We start from the raw sequence: 26,889 nt of genomic DNA, 5'->3' as shown, positions 1-26,889 counted from the left end.
CAATCGCGGGTCAGTCGAGTGGCGCGGGCGGGAGTCCCTTCCGGTGCCGGTCAGCCATGCGTTGCGCGACGTGCACGAAGCCGTCCGCGAAGCGCGGCATGTCGAAGAGGGGCGCGCTCGCGATCGCGGTCTGCAGGCGTGCACGGAGCGCCGTGCGCGCGTCGACGTCGTTGCCCAGCCGGATGGCGGCGGCAACGAAGGCCGCGTCATCGGCCACGTTCATCTCGTCCAGGCCCAGATGGTGGTTGAGGCTGCCCGCCACGCGCGCCGCGAAGGTCATGCCGGGGCAGGTCAGCACCGGGCACCCCGCCCACAGGGCGTCGGACGCGGTGGTGTGCGCGTTGTATGGATGCGTGTCCAGGAACAGATCGACGTGCCGATAGCGCGCCAGGTAGTCCGCATGCGGCAGCTTGCGCATGAACACCAGACGCGCTGGATCCACGCCACGCGCCTGCGCGGCGGCACGCAGACGATCGTCGGCACGCCCCGGGCCGGACAACAGCCACAGCACGCTGCCGTCCACGTTCGCCAGCACGTCCAGCATGCGGAACATGCTGCGCGGGTTGAGCTTGTAGCTGTTGTTGAAGCAGGCGAAGACCACGCCGGTGTCGGGAAGACCGCATTCACTGCGCGAGGGTGGCGTACCGATCGCGCGGCGCGTGTCCGACGGCTGGAAGGCGCCGGGCACGTAGGCCACGGCTTCGCTGTAGGCGGGCACCAGTGCATCGGGCAGGGCGAAGCGATCGGCCAGCACGTAGTCGATCCACGGCGCGCCGGAGGTGCCGGGATAGGCCAGCCAGTTCACCTGCACGGGAGCGGGCCGCATCGCGAGTACTTCCGGCGTACCGCCGCCGCCCCAGCCGCGCAGGTCGTACAGCACGTCGATGCGCTGGTCGCGGATCGTCTGTGCGATGCGTGCATGCGGTTGCCCGGCGACGTCATGCAGCTGTGTCCCGTCCGCCAGCCGTTGCCGGATCGGGCTGCCGTCATCGGGCGTCAGGGAGAACAGGTGCACCGATGTCGTGTCGTGCGCCTGCAAGGCTTCGAAGAACGCCACGATCAGCAGGCCGGTGGGATGCGCACCGAAACCGTTGGACAGGAAGCCCAGGCGCAGTGGCGCGTCTTCCGGCATGTGCGGTGCAGGCGGCAACGGACGGATGACAGACGCCAGCGCCTGCGCGCGCTGCTGGGCGCAGGCGCGTTGTTCCTGCGCACTGGCGTCCTCGCTCAGGAACGCGAACGGTTCGACGACGCCACGGCCTTCGCGCACGGCGCGACGGACCTGCGCCGACAAGGTGTCGAGTTCGCGCCAGTCGCAGAGCTTGCGGCGCCAGTTCAACAGGTGCGCAGCGAACATCGGTTCGTCCGGCACCAGCCGGTACGCGTGCTCGTAGGCCTGCGCGGCGGCTTCGGCTTCGCCTGCATCTTCCAGTGCGTGCCCCAGCCACAGCGCGATGCCCGGATGCTGCGGTGCCTGCGCGGCGGCCTCGCTCAACGCCTGCGCGGCCTGCACGTGGCGGCCCGACAGCCAATGGCTGCGACCGAGCCGCGCGAGGGCTTCGGGATGGCGCGGGCGGAGCAGCAGGGCGCGCTCGGAGGCGCGTAATCCGGCAGTGGCATCGCCGTGGTCGAGTTCGGCGTCGGCCAGCATCACCCAGGCGATGAAGTCCTGCGGCTGTGCACTGACGGCCTGGCGCAGGCGGTCGCGTTCGCTGGCGGCAGCACTCATCGCAGGGGCAGGCGGAAACGCAGCGTGTCGTCGTACGCGGTCCAGCCCATCGCGTGGTACAGCGCCTGTGCCGTGGTGTTGTCGTGGTCGGTTTCCAGTTCCAGCCGCAGCGCACCGTCGGCGCGGGCGAAGTCGGCGGCGGCCGTCAGCAGGGCACGCGCAACGCCCTGGCGGCGCGCGGCAGGCAGCACCAGCAGGTCGTTGAGGATCCAGGTGCGGGTGGCACTGACCGACGAAAAGGCAGGGTAGAGCTGGGTAAAGCCGGCGGCGTTGCCGTCGACCTCTGCCAGCAGGATCACCGACTCGCCCTGCGTCATGCGGGCTTCGATGAATTCGCGCGCCAGCGCGGGATCCGACGGCTTGCCGTAGAACACGCGGTACAGGTCGAACAGGGGCGCGACGATATCGATGTCGGCGGGAGTTGCGCGGGTGATCGAGAGGCTCACGGTTCTTTCCTTGTCCCACGATGTGGCGTGGCGTCGGCATCCCGGTGAAGGGATTGCCTGGCCGGCATGCGGCTCAGGCCGCCTCGGTCAGTCGTGCCAATTCGTCCGCCAGATGCTCGCGGCCGAGGCGGTCGATCAGTTCGTCCAGGTTGCCCTGGATGATGTTGGGCAGGTCGTACAGCGTCAGGCCGTCCACGCGGTGGTCGGTGATGCGGCCCTGCGGAAAGTTGTAGGTGCGGATGCGCTGGCTGCGGTCGCCGCTGCCGACCTGCAGCTTGCGTGTCTCCGCCTGCGCGGCCTGCTGCTTGCTGCGTTCGGCGTCGAGCAGCTGCGCCTTCAGGCGCTTCATCGCCTTGTCGCGGTTCGCATGCTGGCTGCGCTCGGTCTGGCATTCCACCACCACGCCGCTGGGGACGTGGGTGATGCGGATCGCCGACTCGGTCTTGTTGACGTGCTGGCCGCCGGCGCCGGAGGAACGGAAGGTGTCGACTTTCAGGTCGGCCGGGTTGATGACGATATCGTCGACTTCGTCCACGTCCGGAATGATCGCCACGGTCGCCGCGGAGGTGTGGATGCGGCCCTGCGATTCGGTTTCCGGTACGCGCTGCACGCGATGGGTGCCGGATTCGAACTTGAGCTTCGAGTACGCGCCGCGGCCCACGACGCGCGCGACGACCTCCTTGTAGCCGCCGTGTTCGCCGGGGCTGTCGGATTCGATCTCGACCTTCCAGCCCTGACGCTCCGCATAACGCGCATACATGCGGAACAGGTCGCCGGCGAAGATCGCGGCCTCGTCGCCGCCGGTGCCGGCGCGCACTTCGAGGAACAGGTTGCCTTCGTCGCGGTTGTCCTTCGGCAACAGCAACAGCATCAGTTCGTCGTCGAGCTGCGCCAGGCGCTGCTGGGCGGCGGTGATCTCTTCGTCCGCCAGCTCCGCCAGTTCCGGGTCGTTGCGCATGGCCTGCGCGGCGGCCAGGTCGGCCTGCGCACGCTTTTCCTCCGCCATCGCGGTGGCCACGGGTTCCAGCTGCGAAAACTCGCGCGAGAAATTGCGGAAACGGTCGCTGTCGCCGATCACGCCGGGGTCGGCGAGCAGGCGTTCGAGTTCTTCCCGGCGTTCGGCCAACGCTTCGAGCTTACGGCGCAGCGTCGGCGTCATCGTCTTTCTTCAGATGGGAGTAGGGCGGCTGCGCGGGGAACAGGCGATCGGCCGCGCGCGCCAGTTCGGCATCGCCGCTCAGCGACGCTTCGCGCAGCGCCGCGGTCGGCGGATGCAGCAGGCGGTTGGTGAGCGTATGGGCGAGGAACTCGAGCACCTGCTCCGGCTCGCGACCACTGGCGAGCTGCTGCCGTGCCTTGGCCAGCACGTCCTCGCGGGTGGATTCGCCGAGCGCGCGCAGGCGCTTCAGCGGTTCCTGGCGGGCGCCGGCGTGCAGGTTCTCCATGAACCGGCCGACCTGCACGTCGATGATCGCTTCGGCGGCGTCGGCGGCCTCGCGCCGGCTGCGGCGGTTGTCTTCGACCGCACGTTCCAGGTCGTCGACCGTGTAGAGGTAGGCATCGCGCAAGTCGGCCACGGAGGCTTCGATGTCGCGCGGCACGGCCAGGTCGAACAGCAGCATCGGCTTGTGCTTGCGCTTGGCCAGCGCGGCGGCGACCTGCGCCTGCAGCACGACCGGCTCGCGCGCGGCGGTGGCGGAGAACACCACGTCGGCTTCGGCCAGGTGCCGTTCCAGCTCGGCCAGCGGCAGCGCGTAGCCGCCATGGCGCGTGGCCAGTTCCTGCGCGTGCGCCAGCGTGCGGTTGGCGATCAGCAGCCGGCGGACCTTGCCTTCGCTCAAATGCTTGGCGGCCAGTTCGATGGTTTCGCCGGCGCCGACCAGCAGCACGGTGGACTCGCTGAGGCGGGCGAAGGAGTTCTGCGCCAGGCGCACGGCGGTGGAGGCGACCGAGACCGGGTTCGCGCCGACACGGGTGTCGGTGCGCGCGCGCTTGGCGACCGCGAAGGTCTGCTGGAACAGGCGGTCCAGGCGGTTGCCCAGCGCGCCGTGTTCGCGCGCCGTGGCCCAGGCGTCCTTCACCTGGCCGAGGATCTGCGGCTCGCCCAGCACCATCGAGTCCAGCCCGGTCGCGACCCGGAACAGGTGGCGGACGGCATCGGCATCACGATGGCGGTAGAGGTAACCGTCCAGTCCTTCCGCATGCGTCGCCAGCCAGCTCGCCAGCACGTCGCCATCCTCGGCCACCGCGTACAGCTCGGTGCGGTTGCAGGTCGACAGCAGGGCGGCCTCGACCACGTCGGGCAGCGCCCGCAGCGACGACAGCGCCTGCGGCACCGTGCCGGCGTCGAACGCCACCCGTTCGCGCAGGTCGACCGGCGCGGTCTGGTGGTTCAATCCGAGGACCCACAACGTCATCGTTCAGGTGCTTGCAGTAAGCTGCTGGCTCATATCAGGGCCGCCATTTTACGGCCGACGTGACGTTCATGCCCGAAATGATTCGCAGGTGGGTTGCGGCGCTGGTTCTTGCAGCCGCGATCCCGTCCGCAGGCGCGGCAACCGCGCCCAAGGCCGCCGACACGAAAGACGACGCGCTGACCACGGTCATGGCGGGCGAATTCGCCCTGCAGGCGGGCCAGTTGCCGGATGCCGCGCGCTGGTACCTCGATGCGGCGAAGCAGGGCGATGACGCCGGACTGGCCGAACGGGCGACCCGCATTGCCCTGCTGGCCAAGGACGATGCCCGGGCCGCCCAGGCCCTCAAGCTGTGGCGCGCACGGTCCCCGCGGACGCTGGCGCTTCGGGGTGCCGAAGCCACGCTGGCGCTGCGCCAGGGTCAGGCACGCGTGGCGCGCCGGGAGCTGGCGGCGCTGATGAAGGATGCCGATGACCTGGGCTGGCGCTACGCGCTGACCGCGCTGGGCAGCGGCGGCAAGGACCCGGCGCTGGCGCCACGGTTGCTGCGGGAGCTGGTGGACGACGGTGCTATCCCCAACAAGCTGCAGCCATGGCTGGCGTTCACCGGCCTGGCCCAGCAACTGGAGCAGCCCGCGCTTGCCGAGCGCATGGTGGGCGACGTGGTGAAGCGCTTCTCCGGCGAACCGTTGGTGGCGCTGCTGCAGGCCAGCCAGTTGCAGCAGGCGGACCGCAAGCCGGAAGCGCGTGCCGTACTGGACACCCTGCTGCCGAAAGCATCGACCGACCCGGCCCTGCGCCTCAAGCTGGCCGAGGAATATGACCGTCTGGGCGATCCGGCCGCGGCGTCGCGCGCGATGGGGCAGGGTCCGCAGGACACGTTGACCTACGGACTGCGTGCCCAGTTGCTCGCCAAGGCCGACGACAAGGTGGCCTTGACCGCGCTTTACGAGGAACTGAAACAGGCCGGCGTTGACCAGCCCACCCAGTACAGCCCGGATCGCCGGTTGCTGCTGGGCCAGATGGCCGAGTTCCTGGAACTGCGCGAGGAAGCCCTGACCTGGTACCGCAGTGTGCCGGCTGGCGACCAGCGTGCCGACGCACGCCTGCGCGCACTCAAGGCGCTGTTCGATCTGGGGCGCAAGGACGAAGCCTTCACCGAGGCCCGTGCGTTGCAGGGCGATGCCAGTGTTGAAGACGGCACGCGCCGCGACGCCTATCTGATGGAAGCCGAACTGCGTCAGCAGGACGAACAGGACGAGGGTGAACTGGAAGTCTTCGCGCGCGGACTGGCGGCGTATCCCGACGACCTGGCGCTGCTGTATTCGCGTGGCCTGGCGTGGGAGCGGCGTGACCGCATCGATCACGCGGAAGCCGATTTCCGCCGGATTCTCGTCATCGAGCCGGACAACGTGGCGGCGCTCAATGCGCTGGGTTACACGCTCGCCGACCGCACCACGCGCTACCAGGAAGCGCTGGAGCTGATCGATCGCGCACGCACTGCGGTGCCGGATGACGCGGCCATCATCGACAGCTATGGCTGGGTGCTTTACCGGCTGGGCCGCAACGCGGAAGCGCTGGTCGAATTGCGGCGCGCCTTTACGCTGCAGAAGGATCCCGAGATCGCCGCCCACGTGGCCGAAGTGCTGTGGGTGATGGGGCAGAAGGACGAGGCGCGCCGGTACTTCGATGAGGCGCGCAAGCTCGATCCCGACAACCGCTCGCTGCTGCGGGCGCTGGAGAAGACAGGCGCATGAAGGTTTCAGGTTTCCTGCTGGCGGGGCTCGCGGCCCTGTCGATGGCGGGCTGCGCCACGCGTGGCGCGTCCGTGGATTCGCCGGTCCTGCGCGACCCCGAGGCGCTGGCGGCGGCGCAGGCCAGCCAGGCGACCCGCGCTGCGTGGCTGGCCTCGCAGGCGGATTGGTCGTTTGCCGGCCGGGTGGCCGTCAGCGCGAATGGAAAGGGCGGTAGCGGCCGCATCGATTGGCAGCAGACCGGCGCGGGTTACCTCGTCGCACTGAGTGCCCCCGTCACCCGGCAGAGCTGGCGTCTGAGCGGGGATCTGCAGTCCCGTGCCGCACGACTCGAAGGGCTGGAGGGCGGGCCACGCGAGGGCGCCGATGCTGACCGCCTGCTGCGCGAGGCCACGGGCTGGGACATTCCCGTCGCGTCGATGGCGCACTGGGCGCGCGGTGTGGCCGATCCGTCTGCGCCCGCCGAGGCGGTGGAGTACGACGTCGAGGGGCGGTTGCGGACGCTGACCCAGCAGGGCTGGCGGGTGGACTACCTGGACTGGTTCGCGCCCGAGGGTGCCCAGCCGGTCATGCCGCGCCGGATGGAGGCGCGCCGGCAAGGCGCGACGGTGAAGGTCGCCGTCGACCAGTGGCAACTGGCGCCGCAATGACGGCGTTCCCGGCCGCGGACGGCTGGTCGGCCTGGCCGGCGCCGGCCAAGCTCAATCTCGCCCTGCAGATCGTCGGGCGCCGGGCGGACGGCTATCACCTGTTGCAGACGGTCTTCCGGCTGCTGGACTGGGGTGACACGATCCACCTGCGGCTTCGAGAGGATGGTGACGTCAGGCGCGTGGGGGAGTCCGTTCCGGGTGTTGCGGAGGCTGACGACCTGGTTGTTCGTGCCGCCAATTTGCTTAAAAAATACGCCAATGTCGCCAAAGGTGTGGATATCGGAGTCGAAAAGCTCATTCCGGCTGGTGGTGGTTTCGGTGGGGGGTCTTCGGACGCCGCTACCGTGCTGGTCGCGCTGAATGTGCTCTGGGATTGCGGTCTGGATCCAGACCAACTGGCGTCCCTCGGACTCCAGCTCGGCGCGGATGTGCCCGTCTTCATCCTGGGTGAGAATGCCTGGGCGGAGGGGGTGGGCGAGCAACTGACGCCACTGGCGCTGCCTCCCGCCTGCTATCTGGTCGTCGATCCGGGGGTCCACGTGCCCACGGCGGCGCTTTTCGCGTCACCGGATTTGACGCGTGATGCTGCACCCGCGAAAATATCGGACTTCGTTTCGGGATCACTGCTCGGCAACGCGTTCGAGCCGGTCGTGCGTCGCCGGGAGCCTGCCATCGAGGCGGTCTTCCAGGCCCTGTCGCAGATCGGTACGCCACGTTTGACGGGTTCCGGTGGCGGCTGCTTCGTGGAGTTTGCCGACCGGACCTCTGCCGAGATCGCGCTGGCGTCACTGCCTGCCGGGCTTCACGTCCGGGTGGTGCAGGGCGCGGCGCGCTCGCCGCTGCTGGATGCGCTGGCGCAGGTCCGCGGGACGGAGAAAAACGCCTAGGGGCGTCGCCAAGTGGTTAAGGCACCGGGTTTTGATCCCGGCATTCGTAGGTTCGAATCCTTCCGCCCCTGCCAATCCAGTCACGCCGCATCCGCCGAGACGACCATGCAAGACGAACGTAACCTGCTTGTGTTTTCCGGCAACGCCAACAAGCCGTTGGCGAACAGCATCTGCCGCGAGCTGGGCGTGCGTCCCGGCAAGGCGCTGGTGTCCCGGTTCTCCGACGGCGAAGTGCAGGTGGAGATCCAGGAGAACGTGCGTCGGCAGGAAGTGTTCGTCGTGCAGCCGACCTGCGCGCCGAGTGCCGAGAATCTGGTGGAGCTGCTGGTCCTGATCGACGCGCTGAAGCGCGCATCGGCCAGCAGCGTCACCGCGGTGGTGCCGTACTTCGGCTACGCCCGCCAGGATCGCCGCATGCGCTCTTCGCGCGTGCCGATCACGGCGAAGGTGGCGGCGAAGATGTTCGGCGCGGTGAGCGCGGACCGCGTGCTGACGGTGGACCTGCATGCGGACCAGATCCAGGGATTCTTCGACATCCCGGTCGACAACGTGTACGCGTCCCCGCTGCTGCTGGCCGACATCTGGCGCGCCTACGGCACGGAGAACCTGCTGGTGGTATCGCCGGACGTCGGTGGCGTGGTGCGTGCCCGTGCCGTGGCCAAACGCCTCGATGACGCCGATTTGGCGATCATTGACAAGCGCCGTCCGCGCGCCAACGTCGCCACGGTGATGAACATCATCGGCGACGTGGAAGGCAAGGATTGCGTGCTGGTGGACGACATCGTCGACACTGCCGGTACGCTCTGCGCCGCGGCGGCGGCGTTGAAGCAGCATGGCGCCAACAAGGTGGCGGCCTACTGCACCCACCCCGTGCTCTCGGGCCCGGCCGTGGACAATCTGAACAACTCGGTGCTCGACGAGCTCGTCGTCACCGATACCATCCCGCTCTCGCCGCAGGCGCAGGGCTGCAGCAAGATCCGCCAGCTGTCGGTGGCGGAACTGCTGGCGGAAACGATCCGCCGCATCGCCTTCGGCGAGTCGGTCAGTTCGCTGTACGTGGATTGAGTCTCCGCTGCGCGCCGGAACATCGGCGGGCGGCATTCCGGGTTCATCTGGTCGCGGGTGAACCTTTCATCAGATCGCCGCAGGGCGGTCCAACAACTAGGTAGTGAAGAAAATGGCTAAGACGCATGAAATCAAGGTCGAGCGCCGCGAAGACGAGGGTAAGGGTGCGAGCCGCCGCCTCCGTCACGCGGGCACCGTGCCTGCCATCGTTTACGGTGGCGAACTGAAGCCGGTCAGCATCCAGCTGAACCACAACGAAGTCTGGCTGGCCTCCCAGCACGACTGGTTCTACTCGTCGATCCTGGACCTGAGCCTCAACGGCGACATCCAGAAGGTCCTGCTGCGTGACATGCAGCGCCACCCGTTCAAGCAGCAGATCATGCACCTGGACTTCCAGCGCGTGAACGAGAACGAGACGCTGCGCACCGCGGTGCCGCTGCACTTCCTCAACGAAGACAAGTCGCCGGCCGGCAAGTCCGCCGAAGTCGTGGTCACCCACGAACTGAACGAAGTCGTCGTCGAGTGTCTGCCGAAGGATCTGCCGGAATTCATCGAAATCGACCTGGCCGACCTGGCCATCGGTGCGGTGATCCACCTGTCCGACGTCAAGCTGCCAGCCGGCGTGACCATTCCCGAGCTGAAGCTGGGCAAGGAACACGACGTCGCCGTCGTGATCGCCAAGCACGGCAAGGAAGAGGCTGAAGAAGCCCCGGCGGAATCGGCCGAAGTGCCGGCGTCGAAGGTCGCCAAGAAGGACGACAAGTAATCGCGTGATCCTGCGCCCGCTCGCGCGGGCGCAGGTGCGCGTTGCGTCCCCATGGCAGGCTTGCGCCTCATTGTCGGGCTGGGCAATCCCGGTGCCGAACATGCCCGAACCCGGCACAACGCCGGGTTCCATTTTGTCGACGCCCTGGCGGAACGGCAGGGTGAGCGTTTCGGGCTGGACAGCAAGCTGTTCGGCGAAACCGCGAAGGTCGTGGTCGCCGGCCAGCCGGTGTGGCTGCTGAAGCCGGCCACCTTCATGAATCTCAGCGGCAAGTCGGTAGCGGCCGCGCTGCGCTTCTGGAAAATCGCGCCTGAAGAAGTGCTGCTCGCGCATGATGAGCTGGATCTCGCGCCGGGCGCCGCACGCCTGAAGTTCGATGGCGGCCACGGCGGCCAGAATGGCCTGCGCGACACCATCCAGCACCTCGGGCACGGCAAGTTCCATCGGCTGCGGATCGGTATCGGTCATCCCGGCCACAAGGATCGGGTGACGGGCTGGGTGCTGGGCAAGCCGGGCAAGGATGATGAAGTGCTGATCGCGCGTGCGATCGACGATGCGATGGACGTGCTGCCGCTGGCGGTGGCGGGCAATTTCATGGACGCGATGACGCGACTGCACACGCAGAAGGCATGATTGGTCATTGGTGATTGACGATTTTCAGGCGGTATCCGCCACGAATCGCCAATCACGAATTACGAATCCGGGAAGTAGACATGGGCATCAAATGCGGCATCGTGGGCCTGCCGAACGTCGGCAAGTCCACCCTGTTCAACGCGCTGACCAAGGCGGGCATCGCCGCGGCCAACTTCCCGTTCTGCACCATCGAGCCGAACGTGGGCGTGGTGCCGGTGCCGGATCTGCGCCTCAACCAGTTGGCCGAGATCGTCAAGCCGCAGAAGGTGATCCCGACGGCGGTCGAGTTCGTCGATATCGCCGGCCTGGTGGCGGGTGCGGCCAGCGGCGAAGGCCTGGGCAACAAGTTCCTGGCCCACATCCGCGAAGTGGATGCGATCACGCATGTGGTGCGCTGCTTCGAGAACGACGACGTCATCCACGTCAACAATCGCATCGATCCGCTGTCGGACATCGACACCATCGATACCGAGCTGGCGCTGGCGGACCTCGATAGCGTCGAGAAGGCGCTGAATCGTGCAGAGCGCTCGGCCAAGCAGGGCGAGAAGGACGCCATTGCCCGTAAGCCCGTGCTGCAGAAGCTGCAGGCCGGACTCAATGATGGCAAGCCGGGTCGCGCACTGGGCCTGGATGACGAAGAGAAGGCGCTGGTCCGCGACCTGTTCCTGTTGACGCTGAAGCCGGTGATGTACGTGGCCAACGTGCTCGAGGACGGCTTCGAGAACAATCCGCACCTGGATGCCGTGCGCGCGCGTGCCGCGACCGAAGGCGCCCAGGTGGTGCCGGTGTCGGCGGCCATCGAGGAGGAGTTGTCCCAGCTCGACGACGCTGACCGCGATGCCTTCCTGGCCGACCTCGGTCTGGACGAGCCCGGCCTGAACCGGGTCATCCGGGCCGCTTACACGTTGCTGGGCCTGCAGACCTACTTCACCGCAGGCGTGAAGGAAGTCCGCGCCTGGACGGTGCGGGGCGGTTCCACCGCCCCCCAGGCGGCGGCCGTGATCCATACCGACTTCGAGAAGGGCTTCATCCGCGCCGAGACCATCGCGTTCGACGACTTCCTCAAGTACAAGGGCGAGGCGGGTGCCCGCGATGCCGGCCGCCTGCGGCTGGAGGGCAAGGAATATCGCGTGCAGGAAGGTGACGTCCTGCATTTCCGGTTCAACGTCTGAGAAAAAAGTGTCCCGAACGCGTTGACAGACGTGCCGGCACACGCCAAAATCTCGGGCTGTTTCACCCTGGTTTGATTTGGCCCTTGGCCCAGTCAGTCCGGTGATCCCGGAGGGATACCCAAGCGGCCAACGGGGGCAGACTGTAAATCTGCTGGCTTACGCCTTCGGTGGTTCGAATCCACCTCCCTCCACCAGTTTTTCGTTGTTGTTTCGAGTTGTAGTGGTCTCCCGGTGCGGGAGTAGTTCAATGGTAGAACTGTAGCCTTCCAAGCTACTAGTGCGGGTTCGATTCCCGTCTCCCGCTCCACTGAACACCCGTGCAAGACCAGCGGCAATCCAGGCAACACAACCGGTTTCACGCTCACGTAGCTCAGTCGGTAGAGCACCTCCTTGGTAAGGAGGAGGTCGAAGGTTCGATTCCTTTCGTGAGCACCACTTCCATCCATTGATCCACTCGAGAACCAGCAGCCATGGCAAAGGGTAAGTTCGAACGCACCAAGCCCCACGTGAACGTGGGCACGATTGGTCACGTTGACCACGGCAAGACGACGCTGACGGCGGCGCTGACGAAGATCGGCGCGGAGCGTTTCGGTGGCGAGTTCAAGGCCTATGACGCGATCGACGCGGCGCCGGAAGAGAAGGCGCGCGGCATCACGATCTCCACGGCCCACGTGGAATACGAATCCGCCTCGCGCCACTACGCGCACGTGGATTGCCCGGGTCACGCCGACTACGTGAAGAACATGATCACCGGTGCGGCCCAGATGGACGGCGCGATCCTGGTGTGCTCGGCCGCTGACGGCCCGATGCCGCAGACCCGCGAGCACATCCTGCTCTCGCGCCAGGTCGGCGTGCCGTACATCGTCGTGTTCCTGAACAAGGCCGACATGGTCGACGACGCCGAGCTGCTCGAGCTGGTCGAAATGGAAGTCCGTGAGCTGCTGAGCAAGTACGAGTTCCCGGGCGACGACACCCCGATCATCTCGGGTTCGGCCCGTCTGGCGCTGGAAGGCGACCAGAGCGAAATCGGCGTGCCGGCGATCCTGAAGCTGGTCGATGCGCTGGACACCTGGATCCCGACCCCGGAGCGCGACGTCGACAAGCCGTTCCTGATGCCGGTGGAAGACGTGTTCTCGATCTCGGGTCGCGGTACCGTGGTGACCGGCCGTATCGAGCGCGGCGTGATCAAGGTGGGCGAGGAAATCGAAATCGTCGGTATCCGTCCGACCCAGAAGACCACGGTCACGGGCGTGGAAATGTTCCGCAAGCTGCTGGACCAGGGTCAGGCGGGCGACAACGCCGGTCTGCTGCTGCGCGGCACCAAGCGTGACGACGTGGAGCGTGGCCAGGTGCTGGCCAAGCCGGGTTCGATCACCCCGCACACTGAGTTCGAAGCCGAAGTCTACGTGCTGAGCAAGGACGAAGGCGGCCGTCACACCCCGTTCTTCAAGGGCTACCGTCCGCAGTTCTACTTCCGCACGACCGACATCACGGGCGCCGTGACCCTGCCGGAAGGCGTGGAAATGGTGATGCCGGGTGACAACATCAAGATGGTGGTCACCCTGATCAACCCGGTGGCGATGGACGAAGGCCTGCGTTTCGCGATCCGCGAAGGCGGTCGTACGGTCGGCGCCGGCGTGGTGGCCAAGATCATCAAGTAAGCCCCTGCGGTCCCGGCGAGGACTCGCCGGACAGCGACAAGGGCGGACCGGAACCTCGGTCCGCCTTCGCCGTCTAAGGGAAGGTTGTAGCAAATCGATACGCCAGTAGCTCAATTGGCAGAGCAGCGGTCTCCAAAACCGCAGGTTGGGGGTTCGAGTCCCTCCTGGCGTGCCACTTCCTCCCTCGCGGAGTCCGGGTCCCCGGTACTCCCCAAAAGCAAAGAGCGACAACTGACTTGAACAGCAAGGTCGAACAATCCAAAGCCGGCACGCCTGCAGCCGACATCACCAAGTACGTCCTGGCGCTGGCGCTGGTCGTGGCTGGCCTCGTCGCGTGGTGGTGGTTCAACGGCCAATGGGCTACGCCGGTGCGTGCGTTGGCGGTGGTCGCAGGACTGGTGCTGGGTGCGCTGGTGTTCCTGCAGACGGGCAAGGGTCGCGAGACGCGCGAATTCCTGTCCGAATCCCGTTTCGAGCTGCGCAAGGTCGTGTGGCCGACCCGTGAGGAAGCGACACGCACGACCTGGGTGGTCGTCATCGTGGTCATTATCCTCAGCCTGATCCTGGCTGCCTTCGATTTCGGCATCCAGAAGGCGATCGAGCTGTTCTTGAATTTTGGTCGTTGAGGAGAGTGCCGCAGTGAAGCGTTGGTATGTCGTCCATGCCTACTCGGGCTTCGAGAAGTCGGTGGCCCAGGCCCTCCGTGATCGCATCGTCCGCGATGAAATGCAGGAAAAGTTCGGCGACGTCCTCGTCCCGACCGAAGAGGTCGTGGAAATGCGCTCCGGCCAGAAGCGCCGTTCCGAGCGCAAGTTTTTCCCCGGCTACGTGCTGGTCCAGATCGAGACCCATGACGAAGCGGGCATCCCGCGCATGGACAATGAAAGCTGGCATCTGGTGAAGGACACGTCCAAGGTGTTGGGCTTCATCGGCGGCACCGCCGACCGTCCGCTGCCGATCCGTGACGAAGAGGCGGCCGCGATCCTTGATCGCGTCCAGGAAGGCGTCGAGAAGCCGAAGCCCAAGGTGCTGTTCGAGCCGGGCGAGATGGTCCGCGTCACCGATGGCCCGTTCAACGACTTCAATGGCGTGGTCGAGGAAGTCAATTACGAGAAGAGTCGCCTGCGCGTTGCGGTGCTGATCTTCGGCCGTTCCACCCCGGTGGAGCTGGAATTCGGGCAGGTCGAGAAGGCCTGACCCGGCGGCCCGGCGCGTTCAGCCGGGTCCGCAAAACCCTGATATACTGCGCGGCTCCCTGACGGCGATGCCGGGCAGGAGCCATGGCCGCCCTCGGGTGGCCATTGGTGCGTTCTAGAAAACGCGATGCCGGGACGCGTGATTTTCCCGGTCCGATGGGGAGCCTGTTACCCAGGCGTTAGCACCCGGAGAGTACTCACATGGCAAAGAAAGTTGTCGGTTACATCAAGCTGCAGGTGAAGGCCGGTCAGGCCAACCCCTCGCCGCCGGTCGGTCCTGCGCTGGGTCAGCGCGGCCTGAACATCATGGAATTCTGCAAGGCGTTCAACGCCGCCACGCAGAAGCTGGAACCGGGTCTGCCGATTCCGGTGGTCATCACGGCCTATTCCGACCGTACCTTCACCTTCATCACGAAGACGCCGCCGGCGTCGATCCTGCTGAAGAAGGCCGTCGGCATCACGTCCGGCTCCAAGCGCCCGAACACCGAGAAGGTGGGCAAGGTCACCCGCAAGCAGCTCGAGGACATCGCCAAGGCGAAGGAACCCGACCTGACCGCGGCCGACCTGGACGCAGCGGTGCGCACGATCGCGGGTTCGGCCCGCTCCATGGGCCTGACGGTAGAGGGTTAAGAGATGGCACAGAACAAGCGACAGAAGGCCATCCTGGCCGCCGTGACCCCCGGCAAGGCGTACGCCATTGACGAGGCCCTGAAGATCATCAAGACCGCGGTCAAGTCCAAGTTCGTCGAGTCCGTGGACGTCGCCGTCCGTCTGGGCGTGGACGCGAAGAAGTCCGACCAGCAGGTGCGCGGTTCGACCGTGCTGCCCGCCGGCACCGGCAAGTCGGTCCGCGTGGCCGTGTTCGCCCCGGCGGGCGCCAAGGCCGACGAAGCCGCCGCCGCTGGCGCCGAAGCCGTCGGCATGGATGACCTGGCCGAGAAGATGCTGGCTGGCGACATCAACTACGACGTGGTCATCGCCACGCCGGACGCGATGCGCGTGGTCGGTAAGCTCGGTACGGTGCTGGGCCCGCGCGGCCTGATGCCGAACCCGAAGGTCGGCACCGTGTCGCCGAACCCCGCCGAGGCGGTCAAGAACGCCAAGTCCGGCCAGGTGCGCTACCGCACCGACAAGGCCGGCATCATCCATTGCACGATCGGCAAGGCCAGCTTCGAAGACGAAGCGCTGAAGTCGAACCTGCAGGCGCTGCTGATCGACCTGGTGAAGGCCAAGCCGGCCACCTCGAAGGGTCAGTACCTGCAGAAGATCTCGGTCAGCTCGACCATGGGCCCCGGCGTGACCGTGGACCAGTCCTCGCTGTCCCTGAAGTAATCGCGTCATCCCTGTCCCGCGACGCGGGACAGGGCGCAACGAAATTTTGAGGGCAGTCGCCCAGGCCGGTCTCCGGTGCAAGCGACAGCCGTCAAAGACCGCAGGTGCGGTCAGCGCGCAACGACGACGGGCACGGAGGCTCGTGTTGGCAGGGAATCGCCGTCGTGGCTAGCGGGATCGCTTAATCCATTCCCCGCAAGGGAGTGCGCCTGCGTAGATGGTGCCGCCTTCTGGAAGTTTTCTGGTGCTGACCGCGAGGTCGGCCAGTCAGACAGGCCACCGACGGGACCGCAAGTCCCCGGCATCCAGGATGGACGCCGTCCAGGACCGCGAGCGGCAGGAGCCGCAAGCGGAGTCAATTAGTGAGGAGTGTATGGCTCTCAATCTGTCCCAGAAGCAAGAAGTAGTCGCCGAACTGGCAGACGTCGCCGCCAAGGCGCACTCCCTGGTCGCTGTCGAATACGCAGGCACCACGGTCACCCAGATGACCGCGATGCGCAAGAAGGCCCGCGAGACCGGCGTGTACTTGAAGGTTGTCAAGAACACGCTGGCCGTGCGTGCCATCGCCGGTACCGAGTTCGAGGTTGTCCAGGACAAGCTCGTCGGTCCGCTGCTGTATGCGTTTTCGACCGAGGAGCCCGGCGCTGCCGGTCGCCTGATCAAGGAATTCGCCAAGGGCAACGACAAGCTGCAGCCGAAGGTCGTCTCCGTGGGTGGCCAGCTGTATCCGGCCAGCCACGTGGAAGTCCTGGCATCGCTGCCGACCCGTGATCAGGCGCTGGCCATGCTGGCCCGCGTGCTGGCGGAACCTGCGTCCATGTTCGCCCGCGCCGTCAAGGCCGTGGCCGACAAGCAGGGTGGTGGCGAAGCACCGGCGGAAGCCGCTGCCGAAGCCCCGGCCGAAGCCTGAGTTCGACGTCTTTACGGTTCTACGAACCCTAATCCCAGATAATTTCCAAAGGTAAACACAATGTCCCTTTCCAACGAACAGATCGTCGACGCCATTGCCGGCAAGACCCTGATGGAAGTGATGGAGCTGGTCAAGGCCATCGAAGAGAAGTTCGGCGTCTCCGCCGCCGCCCCGGTCGTCGCCGCTGCCGGTCCGGCCGCCGCTGCCGCCCCGGTCGAAGAGCAGACCGAGTTCACCATCGTCCTGAAGGACGCCGGTGCCAAGAAGGTCGACGTCATCAAGGCTGTCCGCGCCATCACCGGCCTGGGCCTGAAGGAAGCCAAGGACCTCACCGAAGCCGGTGGCGTGCTGAAGGAAGGCATCTCGAAGGAAGACGCCGACAAGTTCAAGAAGGAACTCGAAGCCGCTGGTGCGAGCGTCGAAGTCAAGTAAGTCGTATCCGTCGCCGGTTCACCCAGGCGACAACCCGAGGCCGGGGGCGAAAGCCCCTGGCCTTCGGTCGTTTCAAGACGTAGCGATGTAGACGCGAGTTTGTAGTTGGAAGTAGCGGCAGAAGGCGTGCTGGTGCCGGCAATACCAGCGACTTCCAACTGGAAATTCCCCCGTTCGAAAGAATGTCCCCCGTGTGGTCGCGGACGCGCGCCCCACGCTGCCAGAGGCACAGTCACATGACGACATATTCGTTCACCGAAAAGAAGCGCATCCGCAAGGATTTCGGCAAGCAGCGGTCGATCCTCGAGGTCCCGTTCCTGCTGGCCATCCAGGTCGATTCCTACCGTGAGTTCCTGCAGGAGCACACCGATCCCGCCAAGCGCGAAGACCGTGGCCTGCACGCCGCGCTGAAGTCGGTCTTCCCGATCGCCAGCTACAGCGGCAATGCCGCGTTGGAATACGTCGGCTACAAGCTCGGCGAGCCCGTGTTCGACGAGCGCGAGTGCCGCAACCGTGGCCTGAGCTACGGCGCCCCGCTGCGCGTGACCGTGCGCCTGGTGATCTACGACCGTGAGTCGTCCACCAAGGCCATCAAGTACGTGAAGGAGCAGGAGGTCTACCTGGGCGAGATCCCGCTCATGACCGACAACGGCACCTTCATCGTCAACGGCACCGAGCGCGTCATCGTCTCGCAGCTGCACCGTTCGCCGGGCGTGTTCTTCGATCACGACCGCGGCAAGACGCACAGCTCGGGCAAGCTGCTGTACAGCGCCCGCATCATTCCTTACCGCGGCTCCTGGCTGGACTTCGAGTTCGACCCGAAGGACGCGCTGTTCACGCGTATCGACCGCCGCCGCAAGCTGCCGGTCTCGATCCTGCTGCGCGCGCTGGGCTACTCCAACGAGGAGATGCTCAACGAGTTCTTCGACGTCAACACCTTCCACATCCTGCCGGAAGGCGTGCAGCTGGAGCTGGTCTCCGAGCGCCTGCGTGGCGAGACGCTGAACTTCGACCTGGCCGATGGCGACAAGGTCATCGTGGAAGCCGGCAAGCGCATCACCGCGCGCCACGTGAAGCAGCTGGAGCAGTCCGGCATCGCTGCGCTGGCCGTGCCGGATGAATACCTGGTCGGCCGCATCCTGTCGCACGACGTGATCGACGCCAACACCGGCGAGCTGCTGGCCGCGGCCAACGACGAGATCACCGACGACCAGCTGGCCAAGTTCCGCAAGGCCGGCGTGGACGCCGTGGGCACGTTGTGGGTCAACGACCTGGACCGTGGTCCGTACCTGTCCAACACGCTGCGCATCGACCCGACCAAGACCCAGCTGGAAGCGCTGGTCGAGATCTACCGCATGATGCGTCCCGGCGAGCCGCCGACCAAGGACGCCGCGCAGAACCTGTTCCACAACCTGTTCTTCACCTTCGAGCGCTACGACCTGTCCAATGTCGGCCGCATGAAGTTCAACCGTCGCGTGGGCCGCAAGGAAACCACCGGCGAGGCCGTGCTGTACGACAAGAAGTACTTCGGTGCGCGTAACGACGAAGAGGCCAAGCGCCTGGTCGCCGAGCTGGGCGAGACCTCGGACATCCTGGACGTCATCAAGGTCCTGACCGAGATCCGCAACGGCCGCGGCACCGTGGATGACATCGACCACCTGGGCAACCGTCGCGTGCGTTCGGTCGGCGAAATGGCCGAGAACGTGTTCCGCGTGGGCCTGGTCCGCGTCGAGCGCGCCGTGAAGGAGCGCCTGTCGATGGCGGAGTCCGAGGGCCTGACGCCGCAGGAACTGATCAACGCCAAGCCGGTGGCTGCCGCGATCAAGGAGTTCTTCGGCTCCTCGCAGCTGTCGCAGTTCATGGACCAGAACAACCCGCTGTCGGAAGTCACGCACAAGCGTCGCGTCTCGGCCCTGGGCCCGGGCGGCCTGACCCGCGAGCGCGCCGGCTTCGAAGTCCGCGACGTGCACCCGACCCATTACGGCCGCGTCTGCACCATCGAGACGCCGGAAGGCCCGAACATCGGCCTGATCAACTCGCTGGCCGTGTACGCCCGCACCAACAGCTACGGTTTCCTCGAGACGCCGTACCGCAAGGTCGTGGACGGCACGATCACCGACGAGATCGAATACCTGTCGGCGATCGAAGAGAACGAGTACGTCATCGCGCAGGCCAACGCGCTGCATGACGCCAAGAGCCGCCTGACCGAACAGTTCGTGCCTTGCCGCTACCAGGGCGAGTCGCTGCTGAAGCCGCCGAGCGAAGTCGATTACATGGACGTCTCGCCGATGCAGACCGTGTCGGTCGCCGCGGCGCTGGTGCCGTTCCTGGAGCACGATGACGCCAACCGCGCACTGATGGGCGCCAACATGCAGCGCCAGGCCGTGCCTACGCTGCGTGCGCAGAAGCCGCTGGTCGGTACCGGCATCGAGCGCGCCGTGGCGCGCGACTCGGGCGTGACCGTGAATGCCCGCCGTGGCGGCGTGGTCGAGCAGATCGACGCCGGCCGCATCGTGGTGAAGGTCAACGAGGTCGAGATCTCCGGCGAAACCGATGCCGGCGTCGATATCTATTCGCTGATCAAGTACACGCGCTCCAACCAGAACACCTGCATCAACCAGCGTCCGCTGGTGAACGTGGGCGACGTGGTTGCGCGCGGCGACGTGCTGGCCGACGGTCCCTCGACCGACATCGGCGAGCTGGCGCTGGGCCAGAACATGCTGATCGCGTTCATGCCGTGGAACGGCTACAACTTCGAAGACTCCATCCTGCTCTCCGAGCGCGTGGTGGAAGAGGATCGCTACACCACGATCCACATCGAAGAGCTGACCTGCGTCGCGCGTGACACCAAGCTGGGTCCGGAGGAAATCTCGGCCGACATCCCGAACGTCTCCGAGCAGGCGCTGAACCGCCTCGACGAGAGCGGCGTGGTGTACATCGGTGCGGAAGTGCGCGCCGGCGACATCATGGTCGGCAAGGTCACGCCGAAGGGCGAGAGCCAGCTGACCCCGGAAGAGAAGCTGCTGCGCGCGATCTTCGGCGAGAAGGCTTCGGACGTGAAGGACAGCTCGCTGCGCGTGCCGCCGGGCATGGACGGCACCGTCATCGACGTGCAGGTCTTCACCCGCGACGGCATCGAGAAGGACAAGCGTGCGCGCCAGATCGAGGAAAACGAGATCAAGCGCGTCAAGAAGGACTTCGACGACCAGTTCCGCATCCTCGAAGGCGCCATCTACGCCCGCCTGCGTTCGCAGCTGGTCGGCAAGGTTGCCAACGGTGGTCCGGGCACGCTGAAGAAGGGCGACGCGATCTCCGACGCCTATCTGGATGGCCTGAAGAAGGCCGAGTGGTTCACCCTGCGCATGAAGGACGATGACGCGTCCGACGCCATCGAGCGCGCCCAGATGCAGATCCAGGCGCATGAGAAGGAATTCGAGCGTCGCTTCGCCGACAAGCGCGGCAAGATCACCGCCGGCGACGACCTCGCCCCGGGCGTGCTGAAGATGGTCAAGGTCTACCTGGCCGTGAAGCGCCGCATCCAGCCGGGCGACAAGATGGCCGGCCGCCACGGCAACAAGGGCGTCGTGTCGACCATCGTGCCCGTCGAGGACATGCCGTACATGGCCACCGGCGAGACCGTGGACATCGTGCTGAACCCGCTGGGCGTGCCGTCGCGTATGAACATCGGCCAGGTGCTGGAAGTCCACCTGGGCTGGGCCGCCAAGGGCCTGGGTCGCAAGATCCAGGAGATGCTGGAAGCCCAGGCCAAGGTCGCCGACCTGCGCAAGTTCCTGACCCAGATCTACAACCACGACCAGAAGCTGGGCGAGGACCGCGTGGACCTGGACCAGTTCAGCGATGCCGAACTGATCGCGCTGGCCAAGAACCTGACCGACGGCGTGCCGATGGCCACCCCGGTGTTCGACGGTGCGGCGGAAACCGAGATCAAGCACATGCTCGACCTCGCGGGCCTGCCGATCAGCGGCCAGACGCAGCTGTTCGACGGCCGCACCGGCGAGGCGTTCGATCGCCACACCACGGTCGGCTACATGCACATGCTGAAGCTGAACCACCTGGTCGACGACAAGATGCACGCGCGTTCCACCGGTCCGTACTCGCTCGTCACCCAGCAGCCGCTGGGCGGCAAGGCGCAGTTCGGCGGCCAGCGCTTCGGTGAAATGGAAGTCTGGGCGCTGGAAGCCTACGGCGCGGCGCACACCCTGCAGGAAATGCTGACGGTCAAGTCGGACGACGTGCAGGGCCGCAACCAGATGTACAAGAACATCGTCGATGGTGCCCACGAGATGGTTGCGGGCATGCCGGAATCCTTCAACGTGCTGGTGAAGGAAATCCGCTCGCTCGCTATCAACATGGAACTGGAAGACTGACCGATGTGGCGCGGCGGCACTGACCTGCCGCTGCGCCGATCGACCCTGGTCAACCCGCCATCGACAAAGATTCCTCCTGACGGAGAAACACCATGAAAGACCTGCTCAACCTCTTCAACCAGCAGCGCCAGACGCTGGACTTCGACGCGATCAAGATCGCGCTGGCCTCGCCGGACCTGATCCGTTCGTGGTCCTTCGGCGAAGTGAAGAAGCCGGAAACCATCAACTACCGTACGTTCAAGCCGGAGCGTGACGGCCTGTTCTGCTCGGCCATCTTCGGCCCGATCAAGGACTACGAGTGCCTGTGCGGCAAGTACAAGCGCATGAAGCACCGCGGCGTGGTCTGCGAGAAGTGCGGCACGGAAGTGACGCTGGCCAAGGTGCGCCGCGAGCGCATGGGCCACATCGACCTGGCCAGCCCGGTCGCGCACATCTGGTTCCTGAAGTCGCTGCCGTCGCGCATCGGCCTGATGCTGGACATGACCCTGCGCGATATCGAGCGCGTGCTGTACTTCGAAGCCTACGTCGTCACCGAGCCGGGCCTGACCTCGCTCGAGCGCCGCCAGCTGCTGACCGAAGAGCAGTTCATGCAGGCGCGCCAGGAGCACGGCGACGACTTCGACGCCGCCATGGGTGCCGAAGCCGTCTACGACCTGCTGCGCACGATCGACCTGCAGGCCGAGATGGTGAACCTGCGCGAAGACATCGCCAGCACCGGTTCGGAAACCAAGCTCAAGCGCCTCACCAAGCGCATCAAGCTGATGGAAGCCTTCCTGGAGTCGGGCAACCGTCCGGAATGGATGGTCATGACCGTGCTGCCCGTGCTGCCGCCGGACCTGCGTCCGCTGGTGCCGCTGGATGGCGGCCGCTTCGCGACCTCCGATCTGAACGACCTGTACCGCCGCGTCATCAACCGCAACAACCGCCTGCGTCGCCTGCTGGAGCTCAACGCTCCGGACATCATCGTGCGTAACGAAAAGCGCATGCTGCAGGAGTCGGTTGACGCCCTGATGGACAACGGCCGTCGCGGCCGCGCCATCACCGGTACCAACAAGCGCCCGCTGAAGTCGCTGGCCGACATGATCAAGGGCAAGCAGGGCCGCTTCCGCCAGAACCTGCTGGGCAAGCGCGTCGACTACTCCGGCCGTTCGGTCATCGTGGTCGGCCCGACCCTGCGCCTGCACGAGTGCGGCCTGCCGAAGAAGATGGCGCTGGAGCTGTTCAAGCCGTTCGTGTTCGCCAAGCTGCAGCGTCGCGGCCTGGCCACCACCATCAAGGCGGCCAAGAAGCTGGTCGAGCGCGAAGAAGCCGAAGTCTGGGACATCCTGGAAGAGGTCATCCGCGAGCACCCGGTGCTGCTGAACCGCGCGCCGACGCTGCACCGCCTGGGCATCCAGGCGTTCGAGCCGGTGCTGATCGAAGGCAAGGCGATCCAGCTGCACCCGCTGGTCTGCACCGCGTTCAACGCCGACTTCGACGGTGACCAGATGGCCGTGCACGTGCCGCTGTCCCTGGAAGCGCAGCTGGAAGCGCGCGCGCTGATGATGTCCTCCAACAACATCCTGTCGCCGGCCAACGGCGAGCCGATCATCGTGCCGTCGCAGGACGTCGTGCTGGGTCTGTACTACATGACCCGTGCGCTGGAGAACAAGAAGGGCGAGGGCATGGCCTTCGCCAACATCGCCGAGGTCAAGCGCGCCTACGACAACCGCGCCGTCGAACTGCACGCGAAGGTCAAGGTCCGCATCAGCGGCACCGTGATCGACGAGGAAGGCGGCCGCAGCCAGCAGACCAGCATCGTGGACACCACGATCGGTCGTGCGCTGCTCGCCGAGATCCTGCCGGAAGGCCTGCCGTTCGCGCTGGTCAACACCGAGTTGAACAAGAAGGCCATCAGCCGCCTGATCAACTCCAGCTACCGCATGCTGGGCCTGAAGGACACGGTCGTGTTCGCCGACAAGCTGATGTACACCGGCTTCGCGTACGCCACGCGCGCCGGCGTTTCCATCGGCATCGACGACATGCTGATCCCGGCCGAGAAGAAGGGCATCCTGGGCGAAGCCGAACAGGAAGTGCTGGAGATCCAGGAGCAGTACCAGAGCGGTCTGGTCACCGCCGGCGAGCGCTACAACAAGGTGGTCGACATCTGGTCGCGCACCAACGAGCGCATCGCCAAGGCGATGATGGACACCATCGGTACCGACAAGGTGCAGAACGCCAAGGGCGAGACCATCAACGAAAAGTCGATGAACTCGCTGTACATCATGGCCGACTCCGGCGCCCGTGGTAGCCAGGCGCAGATCCGCCAGCTGGCCGGTATGCGCGGCCTGATGGCGCGTCCCGACGGTTCGATCATCGAGACGCCCATCAAGGCGAACTTCCGCGAAGGCCTGAACGTGCAGGAGTACTTCAACTCCACCCACGGTGCCCGTAAGGGTCTGGCCGATACCGCGCTGAAGACGGCGAACTCCGGTTACCTGACCCGTCGCCTGGTCGACGTGGCGCAGGACGTGGTGATTACCGAGGTCGACTGCGGCACGCAGGAAGGCCTGACCATGACCCCGATCGTGGAAGGCGGCGACGTGGTCGAACCGCTGCGCGATCGCGTGCTGGGCCGCATCGTGGCCGAAGACGTGTTCCTGCCGGGCAACGACGAGGATCCGATCGTCACCCGCAACACGCTGCTGGACGAAGCCTGGGTGCAGAAGCTGGAAGATGCCGGCGTGCAGGCCCTGAAGGTGCGCTCCACCATCACCTGCGAATCCGACTTCGGCGTCTGTGCGCACTGCTACGGCCGTGACCTGGCCCGTGGCCACATCGTCAACATCGGCGAAGCGGTCGGCGTCATCGCCGCGCAGTCGATCGGCGAGCCCGGCACCCAGCTGACCATGCGTACGTTCCACATCGGTGGTGCGGCATCGCGTGCGGCGGCGGTCGACAACATCACGGTCAAGACGACCGGCTCGATCAAGTTCAACAATCTGAAGTTCGTCGAACACGCCAACGGCAGCCTGGTCGCGGTGTCGCGCTCGGGCGAACTGTCAGTGCTCGACGGCCATGGCCGCGAGCGCGAGCGCTACAAGCTGCCCTACGGCGCCACGATCAACGTCAAGGACGGCGACCAGATCACCGCCGGCCAGGCCGTGGCGAACTGGGATCCGCACAACCACCCGATCGTGTCGGAAGTGGCCGGTTTCGTGCGCTTCGTCGACTTCGTCGACGGCGTCACCGTCATCGAGAAGACCGACGACCTGACCGGCCTGGCCTCGCGCGAGATCACCGATCCGAAGCGTCGTGGCTCGCAGGGCAAGGACCTGCGCCCGATCGTCCGCATCGTGGACAAGGACGGCAAGGACCTGAGCATTCCGGGTACCGACCTGCCGGCGCAGTACCTGCTGCCGCCGCGCTCGATCGTCAACCTGCAGGACGGCGCGCCCGTCGGCGTGGGCGACGTGGTCACCAAGGTGCCGCAGGAAGCCTCGAAGACCCGCGACATCACCGGTGGTCTGCCGCGCGTCGCCGACCTGTTCGAAGCCCGCAAGCCGAAGGATCCGGCGATCCTGGCCGAGCGCTCCGGTGTCATCAGCTTCGGCAAGGACACCAAGGGCAAGCAGCGCCTGATCATCAAGGACACCGACGGTTCGGAGCACGAGGAGCTGATTCCGAAGTTCCGCCAGATCATCGTGTTCGAAGGCGAGCACGTGGCCAAGGGTGAGACCATCGTGGACGGCGAGCCGAGCCCGCAGGACATCCTGCGCCTGCTGGGTGTCGAGCCGCTGGCGGCCTACCTGGTGAAGGAAATCCAGGACGTCTACCGCCTGCAGGGCGTGAAGATCAACGACAAGCACATCGAAGTCATCACCCGCCAGATGCTGCGCAAGGTGGAAATCACCGACGCCGGCAACAGCAAGTTCCTGGCAGGCGAGCAGGTCGAGAAGCAGCGTTTCATCGAAGAGAACGCCAAGCTGCTGGCCCGCAACGAACTGCCGGCGAAGTACGACCCGGTCCTGCTGGGCATCACCAAGGCCTCGCTGGCGACGGAGTCGTTCATCTCGGCGGCGTCGTTCCAGGAGACCACGCGCGTGTTGACCGAGGCAGCCGTTCGCGGCACTCGCGACACCCTGCGCGGCCTGAAGGAAAACGTCATCGTGGGTCGTCTGATCCCGGCCGGTACCGGCTTGGCGTACCACAACCAGCGTCGCCGCAACGCCTCCGGTCTGACCGAGGCCGAGGTGAACGCCCTGTCGGGTGGCAGCACCGAGGCCGCTCCGGCGGCTGCGGTGGTCGCGTCCGACGAAGCCGGCGAGGAGTCCAGCGCCAGCTAAACCGTACTACCTGACGGCCTTCGGGCCGTCCCAGACCACGAAAAGAGGCGCAGGATGCGCCTCGTTTTCGGCCCAGGAAGGGCGGGATCGCAGTCAGTTGGCAGGCACCCACCTCCGTCGCGTTGACGGTCGGGCGGGTTGCCGGCTATACTTTTCCGTCTAGGTGGGCCGTCATACGGCCTGCCTTCGTTTTCATGTCAAACAAGGCTCCGGCCTTCACACGAAGAATCCACTATGGCAACCGTCAATCAGCTGGTCCGCAAGCCGCGGCAGGCCCCCACGTACAAGAGCCAGTCGCCCGCGCTGGACAACTGCCCGCAGCGTCGCGGCGTGTGCACCCGCGTCTACACGACGACCCCGAAGAAGCCGAATTCGGCTCTCCGCAAGGTCGCCAAGGTGCGCCTGACCAACCAGGAAGAAATCATCAGCTACATCGGCGGTGAAGGTCACAACCTGCAGGAGCACTCCGTGGTGCTCGTGCGCGGCGGCCGTGTGAAGGACCTGCCGGGCGTGCGCTACCACACCGTGCGCGGTTCGCTCGACGCCTCGGGCGTCGCCAAGCGCCGCCAGGGCCGTTCCAAGTACGGCGCCAAGCGTCCCAAGGCTTAAGGAAAAAGAATCATGTCGCGCAAAGGCTCTGCCCCCCAACGTGAAATCCTGCCGGACCCCAAGCACGGCAGCCAGACGATTGCCCGCTTCATCAACATGGTGATGTTGAGCGGCAAGAAGTCGGTCGCCGAAAAGATCGTCTACGGCGCCATGGACGTCATCGGTGAGAAGAATCCCAACGCCCTCGAGCTGGTCGAGAAGGCGCTGGACAACGTGTCCCCGGCCGTCGAAGTGAAGTCGCGCCGTGTCGGTGGCGCGACCTACCAGGTGCCGGTCGAAGTGCGTTCGTCGCGTCGCATGGCGCTGGCGATGCGCTGGCTGATCGAATCCGCGCGCAAGCGTGGCGAGAACACCATGCCGCGCAAGCTGGCTGCCGAGCTGCTGGATGCCTCCGAGAACCGCGGCGGCGCCATCAAGAAGCGTGAAGAGACCCACCGCATGGCGGAAGCGAACAAGGCGTTCGCGCACTACCGCTGGTAACGGCCTCCGGACCCTTGCAAGCAAGGGTCACCGGCATCAT

The 26,889-nt window shown here is 65.9% G+C and carries 22 protein-coding genes and 5 tRNA genes; 23 read left to right on the top strand and 4 right to left on the bottom strand.

Features of this window, described 5'->3' with window-relative positions; translation table 11 throughout:
• Positions 1–10: 10 nt before the first annotated feature.
• The 4 genes from IB225_RS05170 to hemA all read right to left on the bottom strand — a co-directional run bounded on the left by IB225_RS05170 (position 11) and on the right by hemA (position 4,592).
• Positions 11–1,729 carry a tetratricopeptide repeat protein gene (locus IB225_RS05170; RefSeq protein WP_192310131.1) on the bottom strand — a complete coding sequence of 573 codons (1,719 nt, stop codon included), beginning with the start codon at positions 1,727–1,729 and terminating at the stop codon, positions 11–13.
• The gene (locus IB225_RS05165) at positions 1,726–2,175 is read right to left on the bottom strand and encodes a GNAT family N-acetyltransferase (RefSeq protein ID WP_192310130.1); all 450 of its coding nucleotides are present in this window, start codon (positions 2,173–2,175) and stop codon (positions 1,726–1,728) included. Before IB225_RS05165 ends, IB225_RS05170 begins: the two co-directional genes overlap by 4 nt.
• A gap of 73 nt (positions 2,176–2,248) precedes the next feature.
• Complete coding sequence (gene prfA / locus IB225_RS05160) at positions 2,249–3,334, bottom strand: peptide chain release factor 1 (RefSeq protein ID WP_192310129.1); 1,086 nt, start codon at positions 3,332–3,334, stop codon at positions 2,249–2,251.
• Complete coding sequence (gene hemA / locus IB225_RS05155) at positions 3,312–4,592, bottom strand: glutamyl-tRNA reductase (RefSeq protein ID WP_192310128.1); 1,281 nt, start codon at positions 4,590–4,592, stop codon at positions 3,312–3,314. The genes prfA and hemA overlap by 23 nt, the downstream gene beginning before the upstream one ends.
• Before the next feature lie 68 nt (positions 4,593–4,660).
• Here hemA and IB225_RS05150 point away from each other — a divergent pair, with 68 nt between their 5' ends.
• The 23 genes from IB225_RS05150 (at position 4,661) to rpsG (ending at position 26,849) form a co-directional block, all read left to right on the top strand.
• Complete coding sequence (locus IB225_RS05150) at positions 4,661–6,346, top strand: hypothetical protein (RefSeq protein WP_192310127.1); 1,686 nt, start codon at positions 4,661–4,663, stop codon at positions 6,344–6,346.
• Positions 6,343–6,993: a lipoprotein insertase outer membrane protein LolB gene (gene lolB / locus IB225_RS05145; protein WP_192310126.1), complete on the top strand. Its 651-nt coding sequence runs from the start codon at positions 6,343–6,345 to the stop codon at positions 6,991–6,993. The genes IB225_RS05150 and lolB overlap by 4 nt, the downstream gene beginning before the upstream one ends.
• Positions 6,990–7,880: a 4-(cytidine 5'-diphospho)-2-C-methyl-D-erythritol kinase gene (gene ispE, locus IB225_RS05140; RefSeq protein ID WP_192310125.1), complete on the top strand. Its 891-nt coding sequence runs from the start codon at positions 6,990–6,992 to the stop codon at positions 7,878–7,880. The genes lolB and ispE overlap by 4 nt, the downstream gene beginning before the upstream one ends.
• Positions 7,879–7,954: transfer RNA gene (locus IB225_RS05135), tRNA-Gln, on the top strand. Before ispE ends, IB225_RS05135 begins: the two co-directional genes overlap by 2 nt.
• Before the next feature lie 31 nt (positions 7,955–7,985).
• Positions 7,986–8,945: a ribose-phosphate diphosphokinase gene (locus IB225_RS05130; RefSeq protein WP_055940747.1), complete on the top strand. Its 960-nt coding sequence runs from the start codon at positions 7,986–7,988 to the stop codon at positions 8,943–8,945.
• A 112-nt stretch (positions 8,946–9,057) separates the two neighbouring features.
• Positions 9,058–9,711 (top strand): 50S ribosomal protein L25/general stress protein Ctc, encoded by a 654-nt coding sequence (locus IB225_RS05125; protein ID WP_192310124.1) that lies wholly within the window; start codon positions 9,058–9,060, stop codon positions 9,709–9,711.
• A gap of 51 nt (positions 9,712–9,762) precedes the next feature.
• Positions 9,763–10,344 carry an aminoacyl-tRNA hydrolase gene (pth, locus tag IB225_RS05120; RefSeq protein ID WP_192310123.1) on the top strand — a complete coding sequence of 194 codons (582 nt, stop codon included), beginning with the start codon at positions 9,763–9,765 and terminating at the stop codon, positions 10,342–10,344.
• Between the two features lie 80 nt (positions 10,345–10,424).
• Positions 10,425–11,516 carry a redox-regulated ATPase YchF gene (gene ychF / locus IB225_RS05115; protein WP_192310122.1) on the top strand — a complete coding sequence of 364 codons (1,092 nt, stop codon included), beginning with the start codon at positions 10,425–10,427 and terminating at the stop codon, positions 11,514–11,516.
• Positions 11,517–11,624: 108 nt separating this feature from the next.
• Positions 11,625–11,710 (top strand) — tRNA-Tyr (locus IB225_RS05110).
• A gap of 39 nt (positions 11,711–11,749) precedes the next feature.
• Positions 11,750–11,823: transfer RNA gene (locus IB225_RS05105), tRNA-Gly, on the top strand.
• A gap of 52 nt (positions 11,824–11,875) precedes the next feature.
• Positions 11,876–11,951, top strand: a tRNA-Thr gene (locus tag IB225_RS05100).
• 35 nt (positions 11,952–11,986) lie between these two features.
• Positions 11,987–13,177 (top strand): elongation factor Tu, encoded by a 1,191-nt coding sequence (gene tuf, locus IB225_RS05095; RefSeq protein WP_192272445.1) that lies wholly within the window; start codon positions 11,987–11,989, stop codon positions 13,175–13,177.
• Positions 13,178–13,276: 99 nt separating this feature from the next.
• A tRNA-Trp gene (locus IB225_RS05090) sits at positions 13,277–13,352 on the top strand.
• A gap of 61 nt (positions 13,353–13,413) precedes the next feature.
• Positions 13,414–13,803 (top strand): preprotein translocase subunit SecE, encoded by a 390-nt coding sequence (gene secE, locus IB225_RS05085; protein ID WP_192310121.1) that lies wholly within the window; start codon positions 13,414–13,416, stop codon positions 13,801–13,803.
• A gap of 13 nt (positions 13,804–13,816) precedes the next feature.
• Entirely contained in the window at positions 13,817–14,374 is a 558-nt protein-coding gene (gene nusG / locus IB225_RS05080; protein WP_192310120.1) for a transcription termination/antitermination protein NusG, read from the top strand.
• A gap of 200 nt (positions 14,375–14,574) precedes the next feature.
• On the top strand, positions 14,575–15,003 hold the full coding sequence (gene rplK, locus IB225_RS05075) for a 50S ribosomal protein L11 (protein WP_055945202.1): 429 nt from the start codon (positions 14,575–14,577) through the stop codon (positions 15,001–15,003).
• A gap of 3 nt (positions 15,004–15,006) precedes the next feature.
• Positions 15,007–15,705: a 50S ribosomal protein L1 gene (gene rplA / locus IB225_RS05070; RefSeq protein ID WP_055945206.1), complete on the top strand. Its 699-nt coding sequence runs from the start codon at positions 15,007–15,009 to the stop codon at positions 15,703–15,705.
• A 373-nt stretch (positions 15,706–16,078) separates the two neighbouring features.
• On the top strand, positions 16,079–16,615 hold the full coding sequence (rplJ, locus tag IB225_RS05065) for a 50S ribosomal protein L10 (RefSeq protein WP_192310119.1): 537 nt from the start codon (positions 16,079–16,081) through the stop codon (positions 16,613–16,615).
• Between the two features lie 60 nt (positions 16,616–16,675).
• Entirely contained in the window at positions 16,676–17,047 is a 372-nt protein-coding gene (gene rplL / locus IB225_RS05060; RefSeq protein WP_192310118.1) for a 50S ribosomal protein L7/L12, read from the top strand.
• Between the two features lie 236 nt (positions 17,048–17,283).
• Entirely contained in the window at positions 17,284–21,435 is a 4,152-nt protein-coding gene (gene rpoB, locus IB225_RS05055; protein WP_192310117.1) for a DNA-directed RNA polymerase subunit beta, read from the top strand.
• 92 nt (positions 21,436–21,527) lie between these two features.
• On the top strand, positions 21,528–25,760 hold the full coding sequence (gene rpoC / locus IB225_RS05050) for a DNA-directed RNA polymerase subunit beta' (protein ID WP_192310116.1): 4,233 nt from the start codon (positions 21,528–21,530) through the stop codon (positions 25,758–25,760).
• Between the two features lie 234 nt (positions 25,761–25,994).
• Positions 25,995–26,369 (top strand): 30S ribosomal protein S12, encoded by a 375-nt coding sequence (rpsL, locus tag IB225_RS05045; RefSeq protein WP_055945224.1) that lies wholly within the window; start codon positions 25,995–25,997, stop codon positions 26,367–26,369.
• Between the two features lie 12 nt (positions 26,370–26,381).
• Positions 26,382–26,849: a 30S ribosomal protein S7 gene (rpsG, locus tag IB225_RS05040; RefSeq protein WP_055945227.1), complete on the top strand. Its 468-nt coding sequence runs from the start codon at positions 26,382–26,384 to the stop codon at positions 26,847–26,849.
• The last annotated feature ends 40 nt before the right edge of the window (positions 26,850–26,889 follow it).

It is taken from the genome of Pseudoxanthomonas sp. PXM02, from assembly GCF_014851805.1.
Classification (GTDB): domain Bacteria; phylum Pseudomonadota; class Gammaproteobacteria; order Xanthomonadales; family Xanthomonadaceae; genus Pseudoxanthomonas_A.
Note: the sequence above shows the minus strand (reverse complement) of the source record. Positions and strands in the feature narration are given on the sequence as shown.

Bases quoted from the DNA above. Each gene is read 5' to 3' on its own strand.
- rplJ (WP_192310119.1), top strand. From the start codon at position 16,079: ATGGCTCTCAATCTGTCCCAGAAGCAAGAAGTAGTCGCCGAACTGGCA.
- rpoC (WP_192310116.1), top strand. From the start codon at position 21,528: ATGAAAGACCTGCTCAACCTCTTCAACCAGCAGCGCCAGACGCTGGAC.
- rplL (WP_192310118.1), top strand. From the start codon at position 16,676: ATGTCCCTTTCCAACGAACAGATCGTCGACGCCATTGCCGGCAAGACC.
- rplK (WP_055945202.1), top strand. From the start codon at position 14,575: ATGGCAAAGAAAGTTGTCGGTTACATCAAGCTGCAGGTGAAGGCCGGT.
- ispE (WP_192310125.1), top strand. From the start codon at position 6,990: ATGACGGCGTTCCCGGCCGCGGACGGCTGGTCGGCCTGGCCGGCGCCG.
- tuf (WP_192272445.1), top strand. From the start codon at position 11,987: ATGGCAAAGGGTAAGTTCGAACGCACCAAGCCCCACGTGAACGTGGGC.
- rplA (WP_055945206.1), top strand. From the start codon at position 15,007: ATGGCACAGAACAAGCGACAGAAGGCCATCCTGGCCGCCGTGACCCCC.
- IB225_RS05125 (WP_192310124.1), top strand. From the start codon at position 9,058: ATGGCTAAGACGCATGAAATCAAGGTCGAGCGCCGCGAAGACGAGGGT.
- pth (WP_192310123.1), top strand. From the start codon at position 9,763: ATGGCAGGCTTGCGCCTCATTGTCGGGCTGGGCAATCCCGGTGCCGAA.
- IB225_RS05130 (WP_055940747.1), top strand. From the start codon at position 7,986: ATGCAAGACGAACGTAACCTGCTTGTGTTTTCCGGCAACGCCAACAAG.
- lolB (WP_192310126.1), top strand. From the start codon at position 6,343: ATGAAGGTTTCAGGTTTCCTGCTGGCGGGGCTCGCGGCCCTGTCGATG.
- hemA (WP_192310128.1), bottom strand. From the start codon at position 4,592: ATGACGTTGTGGGTCCTCGGATTGAACCACCAGACCGCGCCGGTCGAC.
- rpsL (WP_055945224.1), top strand. From the start codon at position 25,995: ATGGCAACCGTCAATCAGCTGGTCCGCAAGCCGCGGCAGGCCCCCACG.
- IB225_RS05150 (WP_192310127.1), top strand. From the start codon at position 4,661: ATGCCCGAAATGATTCGCAGGTGGGTTGCGGCGCTGGTTCTTGCAGCC.
- prfA (WP_192310129.1), bottom strand. From the start codon at position 3,334: ATGACGCCGACGCTGCGCCGTAAGCTCGAAGCGTTGGCCGAACGCCGG.
- rpsG (WP_055945227.1), top strand. From the start codon at position 26,382: ATGTCGCGCAAAGGCTCTGCCCCCCAACGTGAAATCCTGCCGGACCCC.
- IB225_RS05170 (WP_192310131.1), bottom strand. From the start codon at position 1,729: ATGAGTGCTGCCGCCAGCGAACGCGACCGCCTGCGCCAGGCCGTCAGT.
- ychF (WP_192310122.1), top strand. From the start codon at position 10,425: ATGGGCATCAAATGCGGCATCGTGGGCCTGCCGAACGTCGGCAAGTCC.
- rpoB (WP_192310117.1), top strand. From the start codon at position 17,284: ATGACGACATATTCGTTCACCGAAAAGAAGCGCATCCGCAAGGATTTC.